Annotated in this window: 24 protein-coding genes; 13 read left to right on the top strand and 11 right to left on the bottom strand. The window is 62.1% G+C overall.

Going from position 1 to position 25185, the window contains the following annotated elements; translation table 11 throughout:
* Positions 1–52 precede the first annotated feature (52 nt).
* The 8 genes from topA (at position 53) to NKJ90_RS03390 (ending at position 8862) form a co-directional block, all read left to right on the top strand.
* Positions 53–2677, top strand: a complete 2625-nt coding sequence (gene topA / locus NKJ90_RS03425) for a type I DNA topoisomerase (protein WP_023757500.1) — start codon at positions 53–55, stop codon at positions 2675–2677.
* 6 nt (positions 2678–2683) lie between these two features.
* Positions 2684–5002, top strand: coding sequence for a ribonuclease R (rnr, locus tag NKJ90_RS03420; RefSeq protein ID WP_023757501.1), 2319 nt, complete (start codon positions 2684–2686; stop codon positions 5000–5002).
* Positions 5002–5448, top strand: a complete 447-nt coding sequence (locus NKJ90_RS03415; RefSeq protein WP_023757502.1) for a DUF983 domain-containing protein — start codon at positions 5002–5004, stop codon at positions 5446–5448. The genes rnr and NKJ90_RS03415 overlap by 1 nt, the downstream gene beginning before the upstream one ends.
* Positions 5449–5534: 86 nt before the next feature.
* Positions 5535–6275: an NUDIX hydrolase gene (locus NKJ90_RS03410; RefSeq protein WP_023757503.1), complete on the top strand. Its 741-nt coding sequence runs from the start codon at positions 5535–5537 to the stop codon at positions 6273–6275.
* A 77-nt stretch (positions 6276–6352) separates the two neighbouring features.
* Positions 6353–7531 carry an MFS transporter gene (locus NKJ90_RS03405; protein WP_023757504.1) on the top strand — a complete coding sequence of 393 codons (1179 nt, stop codon included), beginning with the start codon at positions 6353–6355 and terminating at the stop codon, positions 7529–7531.
* A gap of 109 nt (positions 7532–7640) precedes the next feature.
* The gene (locus tag NKJ90_RS03400; RefSeq protein ID WP_023757505.1) at positions 7641–8150 is read left to right on the top strand and encodes a YqfO family protein; all 510 of its coding nucleotides are present in this window, start codon (positions 7641–7643) and stop codon (positions 8148–8150) included.
* Positions 8151–8251: 101 nt separating this feature from the next.
* Complete coding sequence (rpmG, locus tag NKJ90_RS03395; protein ID WP_006201775.1) at positions 8252–8419, top strand: 50S ribosomal protein L33; 168 nt, start codon at positions 8252–8254, stop codon at positions 8417–8419.
* Positions 8420–8652: 233 nt separating this feature from the next.
* Positions 8653–8862 carry a hypothetical protein gene (locus tag NKJ90_RS03390; RefSeq protein ID WP_084025140.1) on the top strand — a complete coding sequence of 70 codons (210 nt, stop codon included), beginning with the start codon at positions 8653–8655 and terminating at the stop codon, positions 8860–8862.
* 390 nt (positions 8863–9252) lie between these two features.
* Here NKJ90_RS03390 and NKJ90_RS03385 read toward each other — a convergent pair whose 3' ends face one another.
* The 8 genes from NKJ90_RS03385 to NKJ90_RS03350 all read right to left on the bottom strand — a co-directional run bounded on the left by NKJ90_RS03385 (position 9253) and on the right by NKJ90_RS03350 (position 18037).
* Positions 9253–10320, bottom strand: a complete 1068-nt coding sequence (locus tag NKJ90_RS03385; RefSeq protein WP_023757506.1) for an ABC transporter ATP-binding protein — start codon at positions 10318–10320, stop codon at positions 9253–9255.
* Positions 10321–10324: 4 nt separating this feature from the next.
* On the bottom strand, positions 10325–11173 hold the full coding sequence (locus NKJ90_RS03380) for a carbohydrate ABC transporter permease (RefSeq protein WP_023757507.1): 849 nt from the start codon (positions 11171–11173) through the stop codon (positions 10325–10327).
* Positions 11173–12096, bottom strand: coding sequence for a carbohydrate ABC transporter permease (locus NKJ90_RS03375; RefSeq protein WP_023757508.1), 924 nt, complete (start codon positions 12094–12096; stop codon positions 11173–11175). The genes NKJ90_RS03380 and NKJ90_RS03375 overlap by 1 nt, the downstream gene beginning before the upstream one ends.
* 177 nt (positions 12097–12273) lie before the next feature.
* Complete coding sequence (locus NKJ90_RS03370) at positions 12274–13551, bottom strand: ABC transporter substrate-binding protein (RefSeq protein ID WP_023757509.1); 1278 nt, start codon at positions 13549–13551, stop codon at positions 12274–12276.
* 29 nt (positions 13552–13580) lie between these two features.
* Complete coding sequence (locus NKJ90_RS03365; protein WP_023757510.1) at positions 13581–14768, bottom strand: PLP-dependent transferase; 1188 nt, start codon at positions 14766–14768, stop codon at positions 13581–13583.
* Positions 14765–15499 (bottom strand): FadR/GntR family transcriptional regulator, encoded by a 735-nt coding sequence (locus NKJ90_RS03360; protein ID WP_023757511.1) that lies wholly within the window; start codon positions 15497–15499, stop codon positions 14765–14767. Before NKJ90_RS03360 ends, NKJ90_RS03365 begins: the two co-directional genes overlap by 4 nt.
* A 714-nt stretch (positions 15500–16213) precedes the next feature.
* Complete coding sequence (locus NKJ90_RS03355) at positions 16214–17587, bottom strand: PleD family two-component system response regulator (RefSeq protein ID WP_023757513.1); 1374 nt, start codon at positions 17585–17587, stop codon at positions 16214–16216.
* Positions 17588–17620: 33 nt separating this feature from the next.
* Complete coding sequence (locus NKJ90_RS03350; protein WP_280948933.1) at positions 17621–18037, bottom strand: response regulator; 417 nt, start codon at positions 18035–18037, stop codon at positions 17621–17623.
* A 197-nt stretch (positions 18038–18234) separates the two neighbouring features.
* Between NKJ90_RS03350 and NKJ90_RS03345 the strand changes: the two genes are divergently transcribed.
* Positions 18235–18534, top strand: a complete 300-nt coding sequence (locus NKJ90_RS03345; protein ID WP_023757514.1) for a DUF3572 domain-containing protein — start codon at positions 18235–18237, stop codon at positions 18532–18534.
* Positions 18531–19184 carry a hypothetical protein gene (locus tag NKJ90_RS03340; protein WP_023757515.1) on the top strand — a complete coding sequence of 218 codons (654 nt, stop codon included), beginning with the start codon at positions 18531–18533 and terminating at the stop codon, positions 19182–19184. Before NKJ90_RS03345 ends, NKJ90_RS03340 begins: the two co-directional genes overlap by 4 nt.
* Before the next feature lie 13 nt (positions 19185–19197).
* On the opposite strand, the gene NKJ90_RS03335 is transcribed toward NKJ90_RS03340, so the two are convergent.
* Together NKJ90_RS03335 and NKJ90_RS03330 are read right to left on the bottom strand one after the other, a co-directional pair.
* Entirely contained in the window at positions 19198–20733 is a 1536-nt protein-coding gene (locus tag NKJ90_RS03335) for a hypothetical protein (RefSeq protein ID WP_023757516.1), read from the bottom strand.
* 190 nt (positions 20734–20923) lie between these two features.
* Positions 20924–21499: a GNAT family N-acetyltransferase gene (locus tag NKJ90_RS03330; RefSeq protein WP_023757517.1), complete on the bottom strand. Its 576-nt coding sequence runs from the start codon at positions 21497–21499 to the stop codon at positions 20924–20926.
* A gap of 65 nt (positions 21500–21564) precedes the next feature.
* Between NKJ90_RS03330 and NKJ90_RS03325 the strand changes: the two genes are divergently transcribed.
* On the top strand, positions 21565–22893 hold the full coding sequence (locus NKJ90_RS03325) for a DNA polymerase IV (RefSeq protein ID WP_031259612.1): 1329 nt from the start codon (positions 21565–21567) through the stop codon (positions 22891–22893).
* A gap of 24 nt (positions 22894–22917) precedes the next feature.
* Here NKJ90_RS03325 and NKJ90_RS03320 read toward each other — a convergent pair whose 3' ends face one another.
* Positions 22918–23424, bottom strand: coding sequence for a hypothetical protein (locus NKJ90_RS03320; protein WP_023757519.1), 507 nt, complete (start codon positions 23422–23424; stop codon positions 22918–22920).
* A gap of 184 nt (positions 23425–23608) precedes the next feature.
* Here NKJ90_RS03320 and NKJ90_RS03315 point away from each other — a divergent pair, with 184 nt between their 5' ends.
* Both NKJ90_RS03315 and NKJ90_RS03310 read left to right on the top strand, forming a co-directional pair.
* A complete protein-coding gene (locus NKJ90_RS03315; RefSeq protein WP_023757520.1) occupies positions 23609–24490 on the top strand; it encodes a DMT family transporter in 882 nt (293 codons plus the stop codon).
* Between the two features lie 157 nt (positions 24491–24647).
* Positions 24648–25112, top strand: coding sequence for a hypothetical protein (locus tag NKJ90_RS03310; RefSeq protein ID WP_023757521.1), 465 nt, complete (start codon positions 24648–24650; stop codon positions 25110–25112).
* The last annotated feature ends 73 nt before the right edge of the window (positions 25113–25185 follow it).

The following is a 25185-nucleotide window of genomic DNA, read 5'->3' as shown; positions in this document are numbered from 1 at the left end:
TCGTCGCGCGCAGCGGAATTCTTCTGCCGCACCACAGCTGATATGAGACCTCATGGACGTCGTCGTCGTCGAATCGCCGGCCAAGGCAAAGACAATCAACAAATACCTCGGCAAGAACTACAAGGTTCTGGCCTCGTTCGGCCATGTCCGCGATTTGCCAGCCAAGGACGGCTCAGTGCGTCCGGACGAGGATTTCGCCATGTCCTGGGCGGTCGACACCGCTTCGGGCAAGCGGCTTGCCGACATCGCCAAGGCGGTCAAGGATGCCGACGGCCTGATCCTCGCAACTGACCCGGATCGCGAGGGTGAAGCCATCTCCTGGCATGTGCTGGAGGTGCTGAAGCAGAAGCGCGCGCTGAAGGACAAGCCGGTCAGCCGCGTCGTCTTCAACGCCATCACCAAGTCGTCGGTGCTGGAAGCGATGGCCAATCCGCGCCAGATCGATGCGCCGCTGGTCGATGCCTATCTCGCCCGCCGGGCGCTGGATTATCTCGTCGGCTTCACGCTGTCGCCGGTGCTGTGGCGCAAACTGCCGGGCGCCCGCTCGGCCGGACGCGTCCAGTCGGTTGCACTGCGCCTGGTCTGCGACCGTGAATCCGAGATCGAGCGCTTCATCCGCGAGGAATACTGGCAGATCGCGGCTCTGCTGGGCACGCCGCGCAACGAGAACTTCGAAGCGCGGCTGACCGCCTTCGATCGCAAGAGGCTGCAAAAGCTCGACATTTCCAACAAGGCGCAGGCCGATGACATCAAGACGATGCTCGAAGGCGCGACCTTCAAGGCCGTGTCGGTCGAAGCCAAGCCGACCAAGCGCAATCCCGGCCCGCCCTTTACCACCTCGACACTGCAGCAGGCCGCCTCATCGGGCCTTGGCTTCTCGGCCAGCCGCACCATGCAGGTGGCGCAGCGGCTCTATGAAGGCATGGAGATCGGCGGCGAGACCACCGGCCTGATCACCTATATGCGAACCGACGGCGTGCAGATGGCACCCGAGGCGATCGACGCCGCACGCGATGCCATCGCCAAGGAATTCGGCCCGAAATACCTGCCGGAAAAGCCACGCCTTTACACGACCAAGGCCAAGAACGCCCAGGAAGCGCACGAAGCGATCCGCCCGACGGATTTCATGCGCACTCCGGCATCGGTCAGACAGTATCTCGATTCCGACCAGATGCGCCTCTATGAGTTGATCTGGAAGCGTGCGATCGCCAGCCAGATGCAGCCGGCCGAAATCGAGCGCACCACCGCCGAAATCGAGGCGGTCAACGGCGCGCGCACCGCCGAGCTTCGCGCCGTCGGCTCGGTCGTTCGCTTCGACGGCTTCATTGCCGCCTACACCGACCAGAAGGAAGACGACGCGGAAGACGAGGAAAACCGTCGCCTGCCCGAGATCCGCGCCGGCGAGCAGCTTGCCCGCCAGGCAATCAACGCCACGCAGCACACCACCGAGCCGCCGCCGCGTTATTCCGAGGCTTCGCTGATCAAGAAGCTGGAAGAGCTCGGCATCGGTCGCCCGTCGACCTATACGGCGATCCTGAAGACGCTCGAAGACCGCGACTACGTCACCATCGACAAGCGCCGGCTGGTGCCGCAGGCCAAGGGCCGCCTGCTGTCGGCTTTCCTCGAAAGCTTCTTCAAGCGCTATGTCGAGTACGACTTCACCGCGTCCCTCGAGGAAAAGCTCGACGAGATTTCCGACGGCAAGCTCGCCTGGAAGGATGTGCTGCGCGATTTCTGGAAGGATTTTTCGGGCGCCGTCGGCGACATCAAGGAGTTGCGCGTCACCGACGTGCTGGATGCGCTCAACGAGGAACTGGCGCCGCTGGTGTTTCCCGCGCGCGAGGATGGCTCCAATCCGCGCATCTGCCCGAAATGCGGCACCGGCAACCTGTCGCTGAAGCTCGGCAAGTTCGGTGCGTTCGTCGGTTGCTCGAACTATCCCGAATGCTCCTTCACCCGCCAGCTCGGCGACGCTGCCAACCCCAATGGCGAGAATGGCGGCGGCGAAGACGGTACCAAAGTCATTGGCAAGGATCCTTATACGTCAGAGGAAATCACGCTGCGCAGCGGCCGCTTCGGCCCCTATCTGCAGCGCGGCGACGGCAAGGAAGCCAAGCGCTCCAGTCTGCCCAAGGGCTGGACGGCAGAATCGATCGACCACGAGAAGGCGCTGGCGCTGCTGTCGCTGCCGCGCGACGTCGGCCAGCATCCGGAAACGGCCAAGATGATCTCGGCCGGGCTCGGCCGCTACGGCCCGTTCGTCCTGCATGACGGCACCTACGCCAATCTCGACAGCATCGAGGACGTGTTCTCGATCGGGCTGAACCGCGCCGTGTCGGTGATCGCCGAGAAGCAGTTGAAGGGCAAGGGCGGCCGCAATGGCGGCACTGCCGCAGCGCTCAAGGAGCTTGGCGAACACCCCGACGGCGGTGGCAAGATCGTCGTACGCGACGGCAAATACGGGCCTTACGTGAATTTCGGCAAGGTCAATGCCACCTTGCCCAAGGGCAAGGATCCGCAGTCGGTGACGATCGAGGACGCGCTGGCGTTGATTGCCGAGAAAGAAGCCAAGGGCGGCGGCGGCGCCAAGAAGCCGTTCCGGAAAGCGGCAGCAGCCAAGGCGCCCGCGGCCAAGAAAACCGCAGCCAAGAAGCCGGCAGCGAAGAAAAGAGGGTAGGACGGCGTGGCGCGCAAGATCACCGGTAGAACCCACGGCGATCCGCGCACCGCCGACACGAGGGCCAAGGTCAAGGACGACTATCGGCCCTCGCGTGACGAAATCCTGCGCTACATCGCCGAAAATCCCGATCGCGCCGGAAAACGCGACATCGCGAAGGCGTTCGCGCTGCGCGGCGACGACCGCATCTGGCTGAAGGATCTGCTGCGCGACCTGCAGGACGAAGGTTTCCTGACCAAGGAGCGCAAAAGGTTGGCCCGCGTCGGTGCCCTGCCCCACGTCACGGTCCTGGATATTTTTGATCGTGATGCAGATGGCGTGCTGTTGGCGCGTCCTACCGAACATTCAGCCAACGGACCGCCACCCATCGTTTCCATCCGCCTGTCGCGCAGTGGCGGGGGACCGGCCCCCGGCATTGGCGATCGCGTGCTGGCCAAGACCTTTCCCGCCGACGAGACGAATGTCGCCCTGGGAGGTCCGGCATACACCGGACGCGTGGTGAAGATCTTCGAAAAGCGCACTGACGCCGTGCTCGGTGTCTTTCGCATCCTGCAGGACGGCACATTCCGCATCGAGCCGGTCGAACGGCGCCAGCCCGAACTGATCGTCGACAAGGAATTCCAAAACGGCGCCAAAAGCGGCGACCTGGTCGAGGTCGAGCCTGCGCGGGCCTCCCGCTATGGGCTGCCGAGAGCCAAGGTGCTCAACGTGCTGGGCTCGCTGACCAGCGAAAAGGCGGTCTCGATGATCGCCATCCACGCACATGACATTCCGCATATTTTTCCGGCCGACGTCATCGCCGAATCCGAAGCCGTCAAGCCGGCGACCCTCGCTCACCGCGAGGACTGGCGCGACCTGCCGCTGGTCACCATAGATCCGGCCGACGCCAAGGATCATGACGACGCCGTCTTCGCCACACCGGATCTCGACGAGAAGAACCCCGGCGGCGTGGTCGCCACCGTGGCGATCGCCGATGTCGCGGCTTATGTGCGCTATGGAACGGCGCTCGACCGCGAGGCGCTGAAACGCGGCAATTCGGTCTATTTCCCGGATCGCGTGGTGCCGATGCTGCCCGAGCGCATCTCCAACGATCTCTGCTCGCTGCGCGAGGGCCAGGACCGTCCGGCGCTGGCGGTGCGCATGGTGTTTTCGGCGCAAGGCCGCAAACTCAGGCACTCCTTCCACCGCGTCATGATGAAGTCGGCAGCAAAGCTCGCCTACAGCCAGGCTCAGGCGGCGATCGACGGCGCGCCGGACGAGAAGACCGGTCCGATCCTCGATACGGTGCTGAAGCCGCTGTGGGAAGCCTATGCGATCCTCAAGCGCGGCCGCGAGGGCCGCCAGCCGCTTGAGCTCGACCTGCCGGAGCGCAAGATCGTGCTCAAGCCGGACGGCACCGTCGATCGCGTCATCGTGCCGGATCGGCTCGATGCCCACAAGCTCATTGAAGAATTCATGATCCAGGCCAATGTCGCGGCAGCCGAGACGCTGGAGGCGAAGAAGCAGGAACTGGTCTACCGCGTGCATGACGCGCCATCGCTCGCCAAACAGGAATCGCTGCGTGAGTTCCTGCAAACGCTGGGCCTGTCGCTGGCCCGCGGCGCGCAGATGCAGCCAAGCCAGTTCAACGGCATCCTGGAGCGCGTGCGCGGCGCCGACAATGAGGGCCTTGTCAACGAAGTGGTGCTGCGCTCGCAGAGCCAGGCCGAATACTCGCCCAAGAACATCGGCCATTTCGGTCTCAACCTCAGGCGCTACGCTCACTTCACCTCGCCGATCCGGCGTTACGCCGATCTGATCGTGCATCGCGGACTTATTGCCGCACTCGGCCTTGGTCCGGGCGGGTTGACGCAGGACGAAGCGGCTCGTCTCGAAGACGTCGCGGTACTGATCTCAGGCACGGAACGCCGCGCAATGGCGGCAGAGCGGGATACGGTCGACCGTCTTGTCGCCGCTTATCTCGCCGAGCGCATCGACGACCGTTTCGACGCCCGCATCTCTGGCGTCACCAAATCAGGACTATTTGTCCAATTGCCGCAGTACGGCGCGGATGGTTTCATCCCTGTGTCAACATTGAACGGCGATTACTACATATACGACGAGACAGCCCGTTCCCTGTTCGGAGAACGCTCGGGCAAAGGCTACCAGCTCGCGGACCGCGTCGAGGTCCGGCTCGTCGAGGTGGCACCGATGGCCGGCGCGATGCGCTTCGAGATGTTGACCGATCCGAAGCCTTTGCCGGGCTCCAAGCGGTCGTTTCACAAGGCCAAAGGCCGCGCCCGCGCGTCGCAATCGCGACCGGGTTCGCGCGGCAGGAGACGATGATGACAACAGCCACGGAAGAACAGGTTTTCGGCGGAGAACATCACTCGGGCCGGGCTGCCCGCCCGCTATGGACGGCGATGAAGCGCGGCCTGCTCGGTCGCTGCCCGCACTGCGGCGATGGCAAGCTGTTTGGCGCGTTCACCAAGACCGTCGATGCGTGCAGTGTCTGCGGCGAGGAACTGCATCACCACCGCGCCGACGACCTGCCTGCTTATCTCGTCATCGTCATTGTCGGCCACATCGTGCTCGGCGCCTTCATGGGCGTGGAGGCAACGTCCACCCTGTCCACGTGGCAGCACATCGCCATCTGGGTGCCGCTGACCATACTTTTGTCGGTCGCGCTGCTGCAGCCGGTCAAGGGTGCCGTCATCGGACTGCAATGGGCCTTCTATATGCATGGCTTCGGCGACGAAAACGATGTGATCGAGCCGCATCCCGGAGCCTGAATCGCAACCAAGAATGCGGCCTGGCGCAACATCCCGACCGTGAAAGGCCACTTTCGCTTGCCAGAAGTTTCCGTTAGTTCCTGCGCATGGACGGTATGACCAAGGCGGAAGTCGACAAGATCGGACGGAGCATGATCGCCCAAAGCGACCAGCCAATTCGCCCCCGTGATGCCGCGACGCTGATCCTGCTCGACCGCAAGCGCGATGACGTGCTGGTCCTGATGGGTCGCCGCCATGCCGGCCACGCCTTCATGCCAGGCAAGTTCGTCTTTCCCGGCGGCCGCACCGATCCGGCCGACAGCCGCATCCCTGTCGCTGCCGCATTGCATCCGGAGCAGGAAGCCAGGCTGATCGCCGGGCCCGGCCGCACAAGCACCGCACGAGCTCGCGCCATCGCCTTGTCGGCCATCCGCGAGACTTATGAAGAAGCCGGATTGCTGATCGGCCGCAAAGGCGCTTTCACCACCGCCCGGCCCGACTGGCAAGGCTTTGCCGAACACGGCGTGCAGCCCTCCCTGGACATGCTGCGTTTCATCGCACGCGCTATCACGCCGCCCAACCGGGTGCGCCGCTTCGACACCCGTTTCTTTAGCGCCTGGCGCGACGATGTCGCGGTCGAACTGCCGGGTGGCGGTCCGACCAACGAACTCGAAGAGCTGGTCTGGCTGCCGCTTGCCAAGGCCCGGGAAGCCGACATACCCGACATCACCCGAATGATCCTGGACGAGCTGCAAAGGCGCCTCGCCCATGATCCGCTGCTGCGTCCGGCCGGCCCCGTACCCTTCTACCGGCTTGTCCGCAACCGCTTCACCCGCGAACTTCTCTAGAGCAATTCCAGGAAAAGTGTGACGCGGTTTTCCGTCCGGAATTGCGTAAGATCAAAAAGACAGAGTAATCAGCACCCATGACGGTCGATACCCAACAACAGGGCGACGAACGCGTACACTGGCTGCCGATGGTGGCGGCGATCTCGTCGATCAGCGTCGTCGGTATTGCCATCGGGCTCGGCATGCCGCTGCTCAGCGTCATCCTCGAAACACGCGGCCATTCAGCCTCGATGATCGGCCTCAACACGGCCGTCGCCGGCCTCGCCTCGATCGCCGGTGCACCGCTGGCCACACCGCTTGCGATGCGCTTCGGCGTCGCGTGGACCATGATTGCCATGATCGCCGCCGGCGCGCTGGCCTTTGTCGGCTTTCATTTCGCACCCGACTTCTGGATGTGGTTTCCACTGCGCATCGTGCTGCACATCGCGCTGACGGTACTGTTCATCCTGTCTGAATTCTGGATCAGCACCTCGGCGCCGCCGCACCGGCGCGGCCTTGTCCTCGGCATTTACGCCACGGTTCTGTCGCTCGGCTTTGCCGCCGGACCGTGGCTGTTCGCCCATCTTGGCAGTTCCGGCTTCAGACCGTTCGGCGTCATCATCTGTCTGGTGACGCTGGCGGCCATACCGGTGCTTGCAGCGCGCAACGAGAGCCCGACCATCGTCTCCGACGGCGAGACCAGCAATTTCCTGCGCTACATCTGGCTGGTGCCGTCGGCGACCGCAGCCGTGCTGGTATTCGGCGCGGTGGAAACCGGCGGCTTTGCGCTGTTCCCGATCTACGGCAGCCGCATCGGCTATTCCGAGGCCGACGCAGCCCTTCTCCTGACCATGATAGGCCTTGGCAACGTGCTGCTGCAGATCCCCATCGGCATGATCAGCGACCGCGTCAGCGACCGCCGCTATTTGCTGATTGCCTGCGCCATGGTTGGCCTCGCCGGCACGGCCTTCATGCCCTTCTTCGCCCAGAACTGGCATCTGATGGCCGCACTACTGTTCGTCTGGGGCGGCGTCGTCGCTGCCATGTACACGATCGGCCTTGCCCATCTCGGCTCGCAGCTTTCGGGCCATGAACTGGCGTCGGCCAACGCCGCCTTCGTGCTGTGCTACGGCGTCGGCATGGTTCTCGGTCCGCAGGCGATCGGCATCGGCATGGATGCATTCGGTCCAACCGGCTTCGGCTGGTCGCTCGGCCTGTTCTTCGCCGCCTACATTGCCCTGGTCGCCTTCAGGCTGGTCCGCAAGATCCTGCTGTAGCGCGATTGCTGCCAGCCCGCATTGGGATGGCACGGTGAGAGGCTGCTGACAGAACCGTGTCAGGAGCACAGGGCTAAAAGGGTGTCCCAAAACACTTGAGGACACTTCCATGATCGACAGCGGCTTTGAAACCACATCGCTACGAATGACACTGCTTCTGCTTGTGACCTTCCAGGCCCCGGCCGCCGATGTCGACCGCATCATGGACGCGGTGGTCGCGATCGCGCCGCTGGCCATGGGCAAATATGACCGCAATGCCTATCAGTCGGCAAATGGCATCGAGCGCTACAGGCCGCTCGACGGTGCGGCCGCCGGGGCCGAAACCGAATTGCGGCGGCGCCCGGGCACTGTCGAGGTTTCCTTCGAATTGCCCGACGACCAGGCATTGGCCGCCCGCGTCGCCGAGGCGATTTTCCAGGCCCATTCCTACCAGGAACCGGTGATCCGCATTCAGCCGATCCTGGCCAGCCGTTCCAAGGGGCTGGATGACCGCGCCAATCCGAATCGCTGGTGGAACACGACCGGAGACTGGAAGAAGGTCGCGGCAGCGGCGACAGAAACCGCTGATTTCCAGTCACCGGCAGGCTCGGGCGGGTCGCACAAGGCATACCGGGCTTGACTTTCCAGGCGCGTTCTTTATGTGTCGCGCCAAGTTTCCCGCGTCCGGGTGTTTCCCCGTGCTCCAGCGGCCAAAACCCCACGAACAAACGGACTGATATCATGGCCAAAGCCGCAAACATCAAGATCAAGCTTCTGTCGACCGCCGACACCGGTTTCTTCTACGTGACCAGCAAGAACAGCCGCACCAAGACGGACAAGCTGTCGTTCCGCAAGTACGACCCGGTCGCCAAGAAGCACGTCGAATTCAAGGAAACCAAGATCAAGTAATCTGGGTTTCCCTCTGCAATGCCGAAACGCCGCCCAATGGGCGGCGTTTTCGTTTGTAACGTGCGGAGGTCGCGCACCTCGTACATTTCTAAACGCTTCACGCCCTCACGGCTTCACCAAGTCTGTGAAGTGTATCATTTTAACACAATCGCCAATTGGTAGACTCCCACGACGGATAGGCAGTTAGTTCAGCGTCAGGCTAAAGGGGGGATGCCTCGAAATGGGAGAGAACCATGTCCATTCAGAAAGGCGACTATCGAACCAACAGAGCCGACTATGCGATTGCCGCGATGCACAGGGGAGTGACCGCCGAAGATAGCGTTCGGGACGATATTCTGGCGGCAAGAAAGAAGTCCCTATGGCTAAAAGAACGGCGATCAGCCAAGTCGGCTGAGAACCCCTTGGACAGCTCGCCGCTGCCCAAAAGAAGCCCTCGCGGATAGAGCCACGGCAGCCTCACGCGATCGCACCATAATCATGCACCGCCGACTCGCTCATATTTGCAGATGCAGCCGGCGGTATTTGCCTCTCGCATGGCGGCCCAACGCGTGGCGAAATGGCTCCCGTTCTTTTAGAAGGCGGCAGGACTAAAGTCTTGTTCTCTACTCGCAAAGGTCTGAGGGGTCTCGTTAGGTTCCGCAAATGTCTGTTGGACGTTCCGTTACTTTAGTTAATGGAGATGTAGTCATCCCTTGTATTTCCCACCCGGGAACGGTGCCTGCTGCGGCCGTTCGTAATCCATAGGCCCGTCATTCAGGTTGTTCAGCGCGCTGTACAGATCGCTGTGCAACGGTGTCGATCGCGTCCCAAATCCCCTCACCAGCTGAGTTCTATCAGCCGATGCGATCACCGCTTTTGGGATCGAACAGATGCAGCGACGCCGGATCGGCTGCCAACCGTACCACGTCGCCGGGCTTTACCCCGGCTCGGCCCATGGCAAAGACGCAAAGCTGCTGGCTGGCCAGCTTGACGTAGAACTGCGTCGAAAGCCCGAGCGGCTCCACCACCACCACCTCGCCCTTCAATGCGCCGTCGTCTGCCAGCCGGATATGCTCGGGCCGCAGACCGACTGTGATGGCGTCGCCGCCCTTCAGCGGCAGGCCTTCTGGCAACAGCAGCGCCTGGCCATCGGCCAGCACGGCCTCCGAGGCACCGCCCTTGCGAACCGTCGCCGGCAGGAAATTCATGCCGGGTGAACCGATGAAACCGGCGACGAACATGTTGGCCGGCCGGTCGTAGAGATCGAGCGGCGCGCCGACCTGCTGGATCAGCCCGTCATGCATGACGACGATGCGGTCCGCCATGGTCATCGCCTCGATCTGATCGTGGGTGACGTAGACGGAGGTGGTTTTAAGTTGCTGGTGCAGCGCCTTGATCTCGGCGCGCATATGGACGCGCAGCTTGGCGTCGAGGTTCGACAGCGGCTCGTCGAACAGGAAGACCTTGGGATCGCGCACGATGGCACGGCCCATGGCGACGCGCTGGCGCTGGCCGCCGGACAATTGCCGCGGCAGGCGTTGCAGGAGCGTGTCGAGCCCGAGCCGCTTGGCCGCGCCGTCCACCCTCGCGTCGATCGTCGTCTTCTCCGCTTTCTTCAAGAGCAGGCTGAAGCCCATGTTCTTCGACACGTCCATATGCGGATAGAGCGCATAGGACTGGAACACCATGGCGATGTCGCGGTCCTTGGGTGCCACGTCATTGACCAGTCGCTCGCCGATGCGGATCTCGCCGCCGGAAGCCTCCTCCAGCCCGGCGATCATGCGCAAAAGCGTGGACTTGCCGCAGCCTGACGGCCCGACCAGGACGACGAATTCGCCATCGGCGATTTCAAGGTCGACCGCGTGCAGGACGCGGACGGCGCCATAATCCTTGCGGACCTTTTCGAGCGTGACAGAAGCCATCGGTCTATCCTTTGACGGCGCCGGCGGTCAGGCCGGTGACGAGATAGCGTTGCAGGAAGGCGAAGAAGATGCAGACCGGGATCAGTGCCAGGATGGATGCTGCCATCATCTGTCCCCAGTCGACGGCGAACTTACCGATGAAGGTAAGCAGGCCGACCGCGAAGGTCTTCTGGTCATCGCTGGAAATCAGCATCAGCGCGAACAGAAGCTCGCTCCACGCGGCCGTGAAGACGAAGCCCAGCGTCGCGCCCATGCCGGGCAGCGTCAGCGGCACGATTACCTTGCGCATCGCTTGCGCCCGGGTGCAGCCGTCGATCATCGCCGCCTCTTCCAGGTCCTTCGGAATGCCGTCGAAGAAGGACTGCATCAGGAAGGTGGCAAAGGCCGTGTTGAAGGCGGTGTAGATGATGATCAGCCCGGCCAGGCTGTTGATCAGGCCGATCTGACCCATCACGCGGTAGATCGGCGGAATGACCATCACCAGCGGAAAAGTCTGGGTCAAAAGCAACATCAGTGCAAGTGCTGCCTTGCCGCGAAAGGTGAAGCGCGACATGGCATAGCCGGCGAGCGAAGCAATGATTGTCACCAGCGCCGCCGTCGACACCGAGACGATGACGCTGTTGAGGAAATATCGCGGAAAATCGGTGGCCTCGAGCACGGTGACGAAATTCTGCAGCGTCATTTGCGACGGCCAGAAGGTGATGCCTTCGGAATACAGAAGCCGCTCCGGCGTGACCGAGATCTTCAGCGTCCAATAGATCGGAAACAGGGCAAAGAGCACGTATGCCGCGATCGCCGCGTAGAGGCCGATGCCGCCGAAGAAGCGCTGCGAGGTTGAACGCCCTGCGATCATCAGACGTGCCTCACCAGCGTGCGACGAATGCCGATCAGGGCAATCGCGTAGGCAATGAGCAGGACCAGCAGCAGCACGGCCACCGCCGAGGCATAGCCCTTGTCCAGCGACTTGAAGGCGCTGACGTAGATGTAGACCGGAACCGTGTTGGTCGAGCCGGCCGGTCCGCCCTCGGTCATGACGAAGATCAGGTCGGCGAAGGTGGCGATCCAGATGGTGCGCAACATCACGGTGATGGCGATGGTCGGCGCCAGGAACGGCAGCGTCACCTTGGTGAAGCGCTGCCAGGGCGAGGCGCCGTCGATCGCCGCCGCCTCATGCAGTTCCGATGGAATGGATTTCAAGGCCGCCAGCAGCGTGATGGCGAAGAACGGAATACCGAACCAGACATTGGCGACGATCGGCCCCCACATGGCAGTTGAAGGATCGGACAGCACATTGGTCGGCTCGGCCTTCAGTCCCAGCGCAAACAGCCAGTGCGGCAACGGGCCGATGATCGGGTTGAACAGCCAGGCCCAGGTCAGGCCCGACAGGAAGGATGGCACCGCCCAGGGCAGGAACACCAGCGCCTGCACCAGTTTGCGGCCGCGAAACGGCTTGTCGAGCAGCAGCGCCAGGCCGAGGCCGAGGAAGAACTGGAAAAACAGGCTGGCGACGGTCCACCACAGCGTGTTGACCAGCGCCTGCCCCAGCACCTGATCCGACAGCATCGCCTGATACTGCCCGAGCCCGACATATTCGGACTTGAACGCCGAGAATTTGCGGAAGGAGTAGCTGATGCCGATGACCAGCGGCACCAGAAGCACCACGACCAGAAGGATGATCGCCGGGCTGAGATAGAGCCATGGCTCGATTGCGACGTGCGATAGCCGCTTGCGATGCGGCTTGCCGACGGATCGTATTTCGGACACGGCATAGGTCATTGGCTGAGGATCGGCTCCCTGGAGCGACGTCGGGCAGCGTCCTTCTCCCCGTCGCTACGGGGAGAAGATGCCGGCAGGCAGATAAGGGGCAGCGCGAACCAACCAAAGCCTGGCGCCGCCCCTCATCCGTCACTTCGTGACTCCTTCTCCCCGTGAACGGGGAGAAGGAGAGAAGAGCTACTTCTTGTTCTTCGCCAGCCAGTCCTGCTGTTCCTTGGTCAGGAAGGCAGCCCATTGGTCGGCGACGTCCTTGGCCGTCTTCTGGCCAAGAAGCACTTCCTGGAAGTTCTTGATCGCCACCTGGTCGACGAAGTTGCCGAGGTTCTCCAGATGCGTCGGCGGCGTCACCATTTCATATTTGGAGCTGTCGCTCAGCTCCGTGAACCAGCCCTTGAACTGCTCGGTCTTGAAATGGGGATCCTGGTCGGCGCCGTTGTGGATCGGGACGACCCCGACTTCCTTGGCCCATTCCAGATTGTCCTTCGGCGACAAAAGCGTCGCCATCAGCTTCCAGGCGTCGTCCTTGTGCTGCGAGTTGGCAAACATCGCCCAGCCGGCATAGCCGAGCGTCGGATAGGACTTGCCGCTCGGCCCGACCGGCAATGGCGCCACGGCGAAGTCGTCGGCGCTCATCTTGTCGGCAATGCCGAGCAGCGCGTCGGGATCCTGGTTGAGCATGGCGCAGGTGCCGGAATAGAAGCCGGTGACCGTTTCGTTGAAGCCCCAGCTCACCGAATCCTTCGGCGCCAGGCCGTCCTTGTACATGTCGGCCAGCATCTGCAGGCCCTTGACCGAACCTTCTTCGTTGATGGTCGAGGTGCCGTCCTCGTTGAAGTAGCCACCCTTGCCGGCGGCGATGTTCATGAACATGTGCATGCCGTTGAAGGCGCCCGGCCCGCCGCGCAGGCAGTAGCCGTACTTGCCCGGGATCGCGGAAATCTTCTTGGCATCGGCGATGAAATCATCGAGCGTCGCCGGCGGGCCATCGAGGCCGGCCTGCTTGAACAATTTCTTGTTCCAGAACAGCGCGTTCACATAGTAACCGTAAGGGATCATGTACTGGGTGTTGTTGACGGTCGAGCCGAACTGCTTGGCACGGTCGCCGAGCGTCTTGGCGTCGTCCCATTTGGCCATGTAGGGCCCGAGATCCTCGAGCTGGGCATTGTTGGCATAGAGGCCCATCCAGCGTTCCGGCATTTCGACAATGTCAGGCGTATCGCCGGCCTGCACCATGGTCAGGAATTTCTCGAAGGCCTGGCCCCAGGGCAGCGAGATCAGCTCGACCTTGACGCCGGGATTGGCCGTCTCGAACTCAGCGATCTGCTTCTTCAGGAATTCGGTGCGCGGCGGGCTGGTGATGACTTCGACCATTTTCAGGGTCGAATCGGCCATAGCGCTTCCGGCGGAAATCGCCAGCCCCGCAACGGTGGCAAGCATGACGGTCAGTTTTTTCATGTTCAAGACTCCCATTTTGAACCCGCTTGTTATTTTCTGGCTTTTTCGAAGGCCTGGGCGACGTCAGCCCATAGGTCCTCGACACTCTCCAATCCGACATTGAAGCGGATGGTTCGGGGGCTGACGCCGAAGCGCGCCATCGAATTCAGGCCCGGCGTCTGCTCCAGCGACGCCTTGGCCGGTACGACCAGGCTTTCATGCCCGCCCCAGCTGACGCCGATGCGGAAATATTTCAGCGCGTCGACGAAGATGGGAATGTCGATATCGTCCGTCACCTCGAAGGAGAACAATCCGGCATAGCCGGCCAGGGTCGCCTTGCCCGGATGGTTCGAATAGACGGGGTGGTTGACCCGCTCGACATTGGCATGCGCCTTCAGCCGTTCGGCGATGGTCAGGCCACTCTTCATGTGATGCGGCAGGCGCAGCGGCAGTGTGCGCAGGCCGCGCAGCAGCAGCCAGGCCTCGAACGGCGACAGCTTGCCGCCGAGATAGGAATAGGTCTGCTCGTTGATGTGTTTGATATGAGCAGCGGAACCCGCCACCACGCCGGCCACGGTGTCGCTGTGGCCGCCGAGATACTTCGAGGCCGAGTGCAGCACCAGATCGACGCCATGCGTGATCGGCTTCTGGAACACCGGCGTCGCCCAGGAATTGTCGATCGTGGTGACGATGCCTTGCTCCTTGGCCAGCCGCGTCAGATGCGCGATGTCCTGCACCTCGAACATCATCGAGGTCGGGCTTTCCAGGTACAGCAGCTTGGCGCCGGGAAGTGCTGCCGCGACCGCATCGGGGTCGGAACCGTCGACGTAGTCGACCTTGATGTTGAGCCGCGGCAACAGCCGCTCGAACAGCCGATAGGCATCGCCATAGCAATTGCGCACAGCCACGATGCGCTCGCCGGCACCGACAAAGGCAAGCACCGTGGCGCTGATCGCCGCCATGCCGCTGGAAAAGCCGCGCGCCGCCTCGGCCCCCTCGAGTGCGGCCACCCGCGCCTCGAACTCCATCACCGTCGGATTGTCGCCGCGCGAATAGATCGGCTGCTTTCGTTTGCCGGCAAAGGTGTCGGCCATTTCGGCATAGCTGGCGAAGGTAAACAGCGAGGTTTGATAGATCGGCGGCACCACGGCACCCCCGGGGAACGGCTCGTCATGCGCCAGCAATGTCGCCGCCTCGGCAAGATAGTCGTGATCAAAACCGGATGGATGCTCGTTCATGTCTGGCTCGAAAGCTTGAGTTTGGCGGCACCGCGCTTCAAATCGTCCTCGACGGTGGAGATCAGCTTGAGCGCCTCGGCGCGGGCGCCCTGCGGGTCGCGGGCAGCGATGCGCTCATAGATGGTTCGGTGGTAGGGAAAGCTGGCGTGGCCGAAATCACGAACGCCCAGCGGATGCTCCCAGAAGCGGTGGAACAATTCATGCATGGCGGCGATGATCTGCTCGAATAGCGGATTGCCAGAGACCCGGTAGATCGCCTGGTGGAACTCCCAATCCTCTTCCGACGACATGCCTTCGCGCGTGCGGAACGCCTGCTCCATGATGTCGAGCTTGCGCGCTATCTCGGCGATATCGGCCTGGCTTGCACGTTCGGCGCAAAGGGCCGCGGCCTCCGCTTCCAGCGCGCGGCGGATCTCCAGCGTCTGCATCAGGCTGGTAAAATCATTGCCGCCCGCCAGCGTCAGCGGCATGTGCAACATGTCGGGTGAGACGGCCGCCTTGAGGTAAGTCCCGCTGCCTTGCCGGCGCTCGACGAGGCCGAGCCCTTCCCAGCGAGTCAGCGCCTCGCGCACCGTGTTGCGGCTGACCTTCAGCCGCTCGGCCAGGATGCGCTCCGTCGGAAGTCTCTCGCCGGGCTGCAAGGCCTCGGCTCGAACAAACCCCACCAATGCCTTCAGCACGGCGTCATCGCGCGCCGTCGTCTGAATGGGTGGCAGGCTGTTCTGGTCCACACTTCCTCCAAGTGGTCCAATGGTCCAACCAATTCCTGCATAGATGAAAGATCCTGTCAATCGATTGTCAGGGGATACGTCCTTTTTCATGCTGTTGACGGTTGCGACAATCCGTTTCGGCAGGTCGTGCCAGCCAGCTCCAGCCTTCTGCTAATCAACAGCGGCAGGCGTCACTCCCGCTTTGCGCACCTTGGTTCGGGTCGCGGTTTTACGGGAGGAGCCGGGTCTTGCCGCAAGCCCCTTGTGCGCCATATGTACGAAATGGAGGGGGTGCTGTTCCCCCCGATGTTCGGTTGCCACGAAAGAGCTTGTCGCGCCATCCATAGCGACTAAGGAACGGCCGTCGCCGCGCCAAGACAGTACCAGATCTTCACACGCAAAAAAGCAGAGCCCCGTCTTTGGTACGGAGCTCTGCTGTTCTTTTGGAAGGAAGGGGGCCGGACGGCGTTTGGCAGCGGTACGAGGAGGCCACTATGTGCCAGCGCCGGCCGGCCGACCCCACGGACCCAGGAGATGCGGCGGACCTGAGCATCATGGGGTATTCCTGGAGATCGGAGCCGGTTGTCTATCCTCGTGCCGGCTTCGTCTTGGCCTTCACACTTGCGCAAGAGCTTATGAAAATCAACAGTTTCTTAACCAAGGCTCGCGAATTGCTTGGATTAAGGTAAACGGGTAACCCTGTCGGCTTGACTGGAAAATTGGGGGCTGAACCGATTAGGCCGCCTTGGCAACGACTCGGTTGCGGCCACCGCTCTTGGCTTCGTAGAGCGCGAGGTCGGTACGCTTCATCAGTGCCGCCACCGTATCTACCCCCTTCAGCACCGACGACACGCCGACGCTGACGGTGACTTCGATCTTCGTGCCGTCCTGGCCGATGGCAAAAGGCGCTTGGGCAATTTCGGCGCGAATGCGTTCGGCCACCTTCTCGGCCACCGCGCCCTCGGTGTCCGGCATCACCACGACGAACTCCTCGCCGCCAAAACGGCAGGCAAGGTCGATACCCCTGACATTCTTGCGCAGCCGTCGCGCAAATTCCCGCAACACCTCGTCGCCGCCGTCATGGCCGTGCGTGTCGTTGATCGCCTTGAAGCGGTCGAGGTCGGTGATCATCACCGACAGCGGCCGGCGCCGCGCCACGGCGCGATCGAACAATGTCTGCAGATGGCTGTCGAGATAGCGGCGGTTGTGCAGCCCGGTCAGCCCGTCGGTCACCGCCATTTCGATGGTCTGGGTGACGCTGGCACGCAGCTGGTCGTTGTAGCGCTTGCGGCGCACCTGGGTACGCAGCCGTGCCGTCAACTCCTGCTGGTCGATCGGCCGCATCAGATAGTCGTTAATGCCGAGTTCGAGGCCGCGGATGATGCGTTCCTCCTCGCCCTCCTCCGCCAAAAGAATGATCGGCACGAAGCGAGTGCGGTCCAGCGAGCGCAATTGCGAACACAGTCTCAGCGGATCGAAATCGGCGAACGCCGTCGAGATCATCACGCATTCATAGGACGTCTCGGCAGCCTGGAAGAAGCCGGCATGCGGATCACTGGAGATGTCGAGGTCGGCACGGTCGCGCAGCATTTTCTGGATGCGCTCGACGGATGTTTTGCGCTCGTCGATCAAAAGCACTTTCGGCATCGTGTCTTCGGCTGCGAAATTGCGGCTCAAGAGTTCTTCGATGCCGATGTTGCGCGTCGTCGAGGCGCGCAGCCGCAACTCGTCGGTCAGCGATTTCAGCCGGACAAGGCTCTTGACGCGCGTCATCAGCTGCAGATCGTTGACCGGCTTGGTCAGGAAGTCGTCGGCGCCGGCTTCGAGCCCGCGCACCCGGTCGGAAACCTGGTCGAGCGCCGTGATCATCACCACCGGAATATGCGATGTCGCCGGATCGCTCTTCAGCCGCCGGCAGACCTCGAAGCCGTCCATATCCGGCATCATCACGTCGAGCAGCACAACATCGACCTTGCCGTTCTCGCAGGTCTCAATCGCATCCGGCCCGTTGCTGGCGGTCAGCACCTCGAAATATTCGGCCAGCAACCGGACTTCCAGCAGCCGAACATTGGCAGGGATGTCGTCGACGACGAGGATCCGTGCAGTCATTTCACAAAGCTCCGGCTCGGCTGAAAAGGTACATCACGCATCGCCCAAATAGGATTTGATGGTTTCGATAAAACGCGGCACCGAGATCGGCTTCGAAATATAAGCCTCGCAGCCACCCTGGCGGATGCGTTCCTCGTCGCCCTTCATCGCGAAGGCGGTCACCGCGATGACCGGGATGACGTGCAACTCGTCATCCTCCTTCAGCCATTTCGTCACTTCCAGCCCCGACACTTCAGGCAGCTGGATATCCATCAGGATGAGGTCCGGCCGGTGCTGGCGCGCCAGGTCGAGCGCTTCCAGACCGTTTCGGGTGCGCACGGTCTCGTAACCGCTTGCCTCGATGAGGTCCCGAAAGAGCTTCATGTTGAGCTCATTGTCCTCGACGATCATGACCTTCTTCGGCATCGATATCCCGTCCCGGTCGTCCTTCCGCTCAAAGGCGACCGTCATGCGCCCACGTCCAGACGCACCAAACCCTGCTTCACTTTACGGCAATATCATTGACGAAACGGAAATCCGCGGCTGGAAAACTGCGCAAATTCCACCCCGTCCTCGCGCGTCCAAAGGGCGCGCCACGCTCTAATGGCTTGCCGCAAGCAACTCTTGCCATTACTGCGGGAGAGACTCATTCCACACCGAAGGTAGTGATGGCAAACGCAGCGTCAATGCGTGAAGAGGCGGAAACCATTGCCGTGAAGGCCCTGGGCTTTGTCGCCTCCGATCCGGAATTGCTGCCGCGCTTTCTGGCGATCACCGGCATCGAGGCGCATTCGATCCGTCAGGCTGCCAGCGAGCCGGGATTCCTAGCCGGTGTCCTGCAGTTCATTCTTGCCCATGAGCCGACGCTGATGCGCTTTGCCGAGGAAACCGGCACGCCGCCGGCTGCCGTAGGCAAGGCCTTGCGGGCGCTGCCGCTAGGTGACGACAACCACGAGCATTCCATATGAGCGACGATCCTGAAACCGCGCGTCAGATCGAGGAACTGATGGCTGACGACCGCCCGCTGCTGGTGCTTGATGTCGACGACGTGTTGCTCGAATTCATCCGCCCGTTTCCGAATTTTCTCAGGGCGCGCGGCTATGATCTTACGCTGGCCTCCTTCCAGCTGACCGGAAACATCGCCGAAACGGCGAGCGGCCGCCTGATCGAACAGCCCGAAGTCACCGCACTTCTGGGCGATTTCTTCGACGCGCAGGCCGACTGGCAGAGTATCACGGAAGGTGCTGCGGAAGCCTTGGCAGAACTCGGCGACCGCGCGCAAATCATCTTGCTTACGGCTATGCCGCATAGGCACCGGGCCGTGCGCCGCGCCCATCTCGATGCCCTCGGGGTGAGCTATCCCCTTCTGACCACGGAAATGGCAAAGGGGCCGGCGGTGGCCAAGCTTCGCGGCAAAGGGGGCCGGCCGGTCGTCTTCGTCGACGATCAGCCGCGCAACCTGGCGTCGGTACAGAATGCCGTCGCCGATGCCGAGCTGTTTCACTTGATGGCTGACAATTCGCTGCGCGCATTCCTGCCGCCAGTCCCGGACGACGTCATCGTCGTACAGGATTGGCATGAAGCCGCCCCAAGGATCACGAGCGCGCTGGGGCTCTAAAGCCCCCGGCCCCTCATGGATTCAGTTTCGCTCCTGCCCCGCCGCTGTCGTCTCCGCTGTCATCGTTCCCGCCGTCACCATCATCCACGCTGTCGTCGACCGCCGGATCGGCAGGCTTCAGCATGACGCCGTTGACGGTAACCGAACCATCGGCCTTGGCGTTGACGACCCATTCCAGCCGGCCGTCGGGCAGCGCCTTGCCAAAACCCTTCGCCATGAGCGCAACCGGCACATATTGCGCCACCTCCGGCTCCGACTTTGCCGCCTCCTGCAAACCTTCGATCATCTTGTCGAAGCCGGTGACATCGACCGTCACGTTTCCTTCGGGCTTTTCGCCGGGGAACGTCATCTCGCCTTCCAGCGCGATCTCCGTGTCTTTGTTCTTCACGGTGCTGTGGCCGAGCACGACCTTCGGCGTCTTGGCCATGAAGTCGGCTTTGAGCTGCTCGCCGAATTCAGGCGACAGCGGCGGATCCCGATTAAGATCAAAGGCTTCGATTGTCTTCTTCGCCATGGTGTCGAGATCGATATTGGCGCCGCCGAAGTTCAGATCGATATCGGTGGGCAGCAGCGCGACGCTCCAGCTCGGCAGAAGCTGCTGCGGCACGGTTAGCCCCGATGCCTTGATGCCATAGGTGATTTTGCCGCTCTGGGCGACGCCGTCGGTGCCGAACACGGTGGAGAGCTGGGTGGCGCCGAAATTGCCGACCGGGCTTTCCACCACGAAATCCTTGAAGCCGTAGGTTCCCTCCACACGGTCCCAAAGCGGCAATGCCGCGCGCAGAAGCGATTTGAGTTGCGCCTGGTTGGCCTTCAGCGTTGCCTCGTTCTCATTGGCCACGGCAAATGCCAGGAGATCAAGCAGCGGCTTTGTCCGCACACCCTTGCCGCTGGCTTCGACCGACAGTTCCGGCGACCTGAGGGTGACCGGGAATTTCAGCCCGCTCTCGGGATCGTCGAAATTGAGCGCCTCGACAAAACTCGACACCTTTTGCGAGCTTGTGAAATCGATGCCGCCGGTCGCGGACTTGCTCGCGGCAATAGTCGCGGTGCCGGCGCCGGTGCTGGCTTCGATGTGCTGCTTGGTATCCTTCGATGCCATCGTCATGCCGGCGATGGAGCTGGTGCCGCTGGTAAAAGCCGCCAGATTGGGATCGTAGACGCCCGTCCCCTTGCCGTCCTTGATGGAAAGCTGCGTGCTTTGCAGCCCCTCGGGCCCGTTGAACTCGAAGGATGCGTTTTGCGAAAAGTCCATCGAGACATCCCAGGACCCATCGCTGCGCGGCTTGACCATGAGCGCATAGGGCGCGAAGTCGAATTTCACCAGCTTCTGGTCCGGAAACGATGCGGCAAGTGCCTTGAAATCAAACAGGATCTTGTAGGCATCACCTTCGAGCGAAACCTTCACAATGCCTTTGTCGATCGCCTGTTTGCCAACATAGCGGGACAAGTCGCCGGACAATTGCTTCGCACCCTGACTGTCGACGGTCTGACCGAAAGCAGGCGCACTCAACGCAAGAAGGAACACGAATGGCAGGGCACGGTTCACGTGAATTCTCCGTTTTGGCGTAATGCATGTCACCCAGAAGTGCGCCCCGGTTTCGGGAGAATGACATGCATCAAACAAACAACCTAAAGCGCATGCGCTTTAGAAGAAACGCTTTATTCGTCTGGTATGAAATTACCGTCACGACCGCAAGGCGGGATCAACTACAACGCTGCCAAGCAGAATGCCTCGATCAAAGCACGAGCCGCATCAATGGCCGGCCCACCTTACGTTCCACAAGCCTTTCGAAGCCGGCCTTCTCGAACACCCGCGACGAGCCGACGAACAGGCCAATCGAACGCGAATCGCGAGACAGGTCCATCGGGCAGGCCTCGACCAGCCGGGCGCCATTCCGGCGGGCGAAATCAATGCCGCCTTCGACCAGGCGATGCGTCATACCCCTGCCGCGCGCCTTGCTGCGGATGAAGAAGCAGGAGATGGCCCACACGGCCGGATCCATGGCGTCGGCGGGATCGACCGGCGCCGACCCCCTGCCCTGATTGTTCCATTCGGGCACGTCGGCGCGCGGTCCGATCTGCATCCAGCCGACCGCCTGACCATCCTCGAATGCCAGCAGACCCGGCGGCGGGCCGGCTTCGATGCGCGCCTTGATGTGATCCTTGTTGCGCTCCCGGCTGCTTTCGCGGCGCATTGCCGGCGCCATGCGGAAATGCGTGCACCAGCATCCGTAGCAGGCACCCTGCTTGCCGAAGAGGTCCTCGAAATCCGCCCATAGCGCGGGCGTCAACGGCGCTATGGTCGTGCTCATGCGTTCTCCCCAGACCACCCTTGTCGCTGGTCTTGCGCTGTCGTAATATTGCGTTTGTTCTCTGTATGTTCCCACAAATGGCGGCTCCTGTCAACAATCCCGACCACGGTTTTTGCCGCGACTGCCTGACATTTCAGCGCAGCGAGGCGCGCCGTTGCGAGCGCTGTGGTAGTCCCAGGCTCGCGCGTCATCCCGAGCTTTACCGGCTGCATCTGGCCCATATCGATTGCGATGCTTTTTATGCGGCGATCGAAAAGCGCGACAATCCGGCGCTCAAGGACAAGCCGCTGATCATCGGCGGCGGCAAGCGCGGCGTCGTGTCCACCGCATGCTACATCGCCCGTATCCAGGGCGTGCGCTCGGCAATGCCGATGTTCAAGGCGCTCGAAGCCTGCCCCGAGGCGGTCGTCATCAGCCCCAACATGGAAAAATACGTGCGCGTCGGCCGCGAGGTGCGCGCCATGATGCAGGCGCTGACGCCGCTGGTCGAGCCGCTGTCGATCGACGAGGCGTTTCTCGACCTCGCCGGCACCGAGCGTCTGCACGGCCAGCCGCCGGCAGTAGTCTTGGCGCGCTTTGCGCTCGCAGTCGAGAAGGAGGTCGGCATCACCGTGTCGGCCGGCCTGTCCTATTGCAAGTTTCTCGCCAAGATAGCGTCCGACTTCCGCAAGCCGCGCGGCTTCTCGGTCATCGGCGAGGCCGAGGCGGTCGGCTTCCTGGCGGTGCAGCCGGTCACCATGATCTGGGGCGTCGGCAAGGCGTCCAACGCCACGCTGGAGCGCGACGGCATCCGCACCATCGGCCAGCTTCAGAAAATGGATCGTGGCGACCTGATGCGGCGTTACGGCACCATGGGCGACCGGCTCTACCGGCTTTCGCGTGGCGAGGACGTCCGTCGCGTCGATCCGGATCAGGACGCCAAGAGCGTATCGGCCGAAACCACCTTCGACACAGACATCGCGTCGCTGGAAGAGCTGGTCGCGGTGCTGAGAGGGCTTTCGGAAAAGGTTTCGGCACGGCTGAAGAAATCCGGCATCGCCGGGCGCACCGTGGTGCTGAAGCTGAAAACCCAGGATTTCAAGCTGCGCACGCGCAACCGCCAGCTCGGCGACCCGACCCGGCTCGCCGATCGCATCTTTCAAACCGGGGTAGAGCTTCTGCGAAAGGAAGCCGACGGCACGAAATACCGGCTGCTCGGGATAGGCGTCAGCGACCTCTCGGACGACGACAAGGCCGACCCGCCCGATCTGGTCGATGTCCAGTCGCGCAAGCGTGCCATGGCCGAAGGCGCCATCGACGCCCTGCGCGACAAGTTCGGCCGCAAGGCAGTGGAAACCGGCTACACATTCGGTAAAGGCCGCGATGCCCACCCGCCTGAGCCCCTTGAGGAGTGACGCTGCATATCGCCGTGTTGAAATTCAACTGCGCTGCAGGTCTATCCTGCTTGTCACTACGCTCTTGCCGGTTTTCGGATCGGTGTCGATGACAGTCAGCCGCATGCCGTTCTCGCCGCGTTTCTCGACCGTCATCTGTGCCCTTCGGTCACCATTGACCTCCTTGGCCCAGCGGATGCCGAGATTGATCGCGTTGCCGGAGCGGCTGCCGTTGAGTTGCGCCGGCCCGGTACGAGAACCGACATACGTGCCGCTATACTTGGCACCGCTGGCTTTCAGGTCCGCGCTGATGGCGCGCGTCACCACAATCAGTCCGCGGCAATTGCCGTCGAGCGACAACGAGGTCGACGTCGCGTTCGACTTGAAGTTACAGGACACATTGACCGTTGGCGTGTCTGTGGTCACCTTGACGATACCCTTGCCGGTAAAATCGCCATTGAACGACTGGAGAAATCTGGTCTCGTCGGCATGCGCGGCGCCTGCCGCAACCAACAGACATCCAGCAAGGCCGAATTGCGCGAATAATCTCATCGAAACTCTCCTTGACGATCTCGCAAAAGTGGGACAGTTCACGACACAGGCACGGTCGGCTACCCGGGCTCAACGCCCCTCGCCGTTTCAGGTTCCGCCTGTCTGACAACATCCGTCCGACTGGCCCAGAAGAATGCAGCGACTAGTGATTGCGGCAAAAGCTGCGGCCTGCGACACAGCCGGCATGGCACCTACCCCTTCGATTCCAAAGGCCGCGTTCTGGATGGCATTGTCGATCGCCTCGTTCCTGGCGATGTCGGTCGCCGGCCGCGCCACGACAGCCGAACTCAACGTCTTCCAGGTGCTGGAACTGCGCTCGGTGATCGGCTTTTTCATCCTTCTGCCGCTGGTGATGATGAGCGGCGGCTTTCCAGCCATGCGCACGCAACGCCCCGTCGCCCACCTCGCCCGCAATGTCATCCACTATACCGGCCAGGCGGCCTGGCTCTACGCGCTGACGCTGATCCCGCTGGCCGTGCTGATCTCGATCGAATTCACCACACCGATCTGGACGGCAATCCTGGCGGTGGCTTTTCTCGGCGAAAGGCTCTCGCGGCCAAAACTTGCGGCGATCGTGCTGGGGTTGGTCGGCGTCGTGATCATCGTGCGCCCCGGTGTCGGCTCGGTCGATCCGGGACATCTCGTCGTGCTCGGTGCCGCGGTCTGCTTCGGTATCTCCGTGGTCATGGTCAAGTCGTTGACGCGGACTGACAGCGTCGTGCGCATCATCTTCTGGATGCTGATCATCCAGTCGGTGGTCGGTCTGGTTCCGGCGCTCTATACGTGGCGCAACCCGCCGCTGGAACTGTGGCCATGGATCGTGCTAATCGCCTTCACCGGCATGTCGTCGCATTTTTGCATGGCCCGCGCACTTGGCTATGCCGATGCGACAGTCATCTCGCCGATGGATTTCCTGCGCGTGCCACTATCGGCGCTGATCGGCTGGCTGCTCTATAGCGAGCAGATCGACGCCTTCACCGCCGGCGGCGCGTTGTTGATCCTGATGGGCAATCTGCTCAATCTTCAGCGAAAAGCGCCGCAGCCGGCGGACATCGCCGCGTCTTAGCCCGATGCATTGGTCTGGCCTGGTGACGCCTCCGGTGAAGATCTTGGCTGCGCAAATTTATGCGCTGACCTGAGATTGTCGCCTTGCCGCCGCGGCGGCGGGGTGAGATGGTCCGGAGACGAAGAGCAAGAAAGTGCCAGCGTGAGATCGTGCAACGATGCGTGTCGTGATCGTCGCTATTTTATTGGTGTCGACGGTGCTGGCCACCAGCAAGGCGCAAGCCGAAGCGGCAACGCATCTTGACGTGCCGGACAATCTTACCGCTTCTGCCTTTGGTCCGAAGATCGTAGCCGACTATTCCGCGTCCATGCTGCATTATCGAACAAACCTGAGCACGCATTTGCAGAATGGTCTTATCGGCGATTTCGTTTCCTCGATGCGCATCCCCTGGGCTTGGCGTTCAGACGATGGAAGCACGGTTCGGCGCATCGGCGATAGGCTGTTCCTGCTTACGCAGGGCGATTGCCTTAGCCGAATGTGCCAGGAGGTCTATTGCCAACAGACGGAGTGGCCGGTGTTCGACTGCCGCGATGGCCACAAGCGCAAGATGGCGGCTCCCGGCCCGTCGGACATCATTTTCGACGGTATCAGCTACAGTCAGATAGGCAGTCCGCAGTTCTGAGCGAATTGGGCCTCGACTGCGGCGGGATGGGCTCGCCGTCAATTGCCGTCATCGGATATCTTGAGGAGGTGCC

It is taken from the genome of Mesorhizobium sp. M0051 (genome assembly GCF_040323235.1).
In the GTDB taxonomy this organism is placed as follows: domain Bacteria; phylum Pseudomonadota; class Alphaproteobacteria; order Rhizobiales; family Rhizobiaceae; genus Mesorhizobium.
Note: the sequence above shows the minus strand (reverse complement) of the source record. Positions and strands in the feature narration are given on the sequence as shown.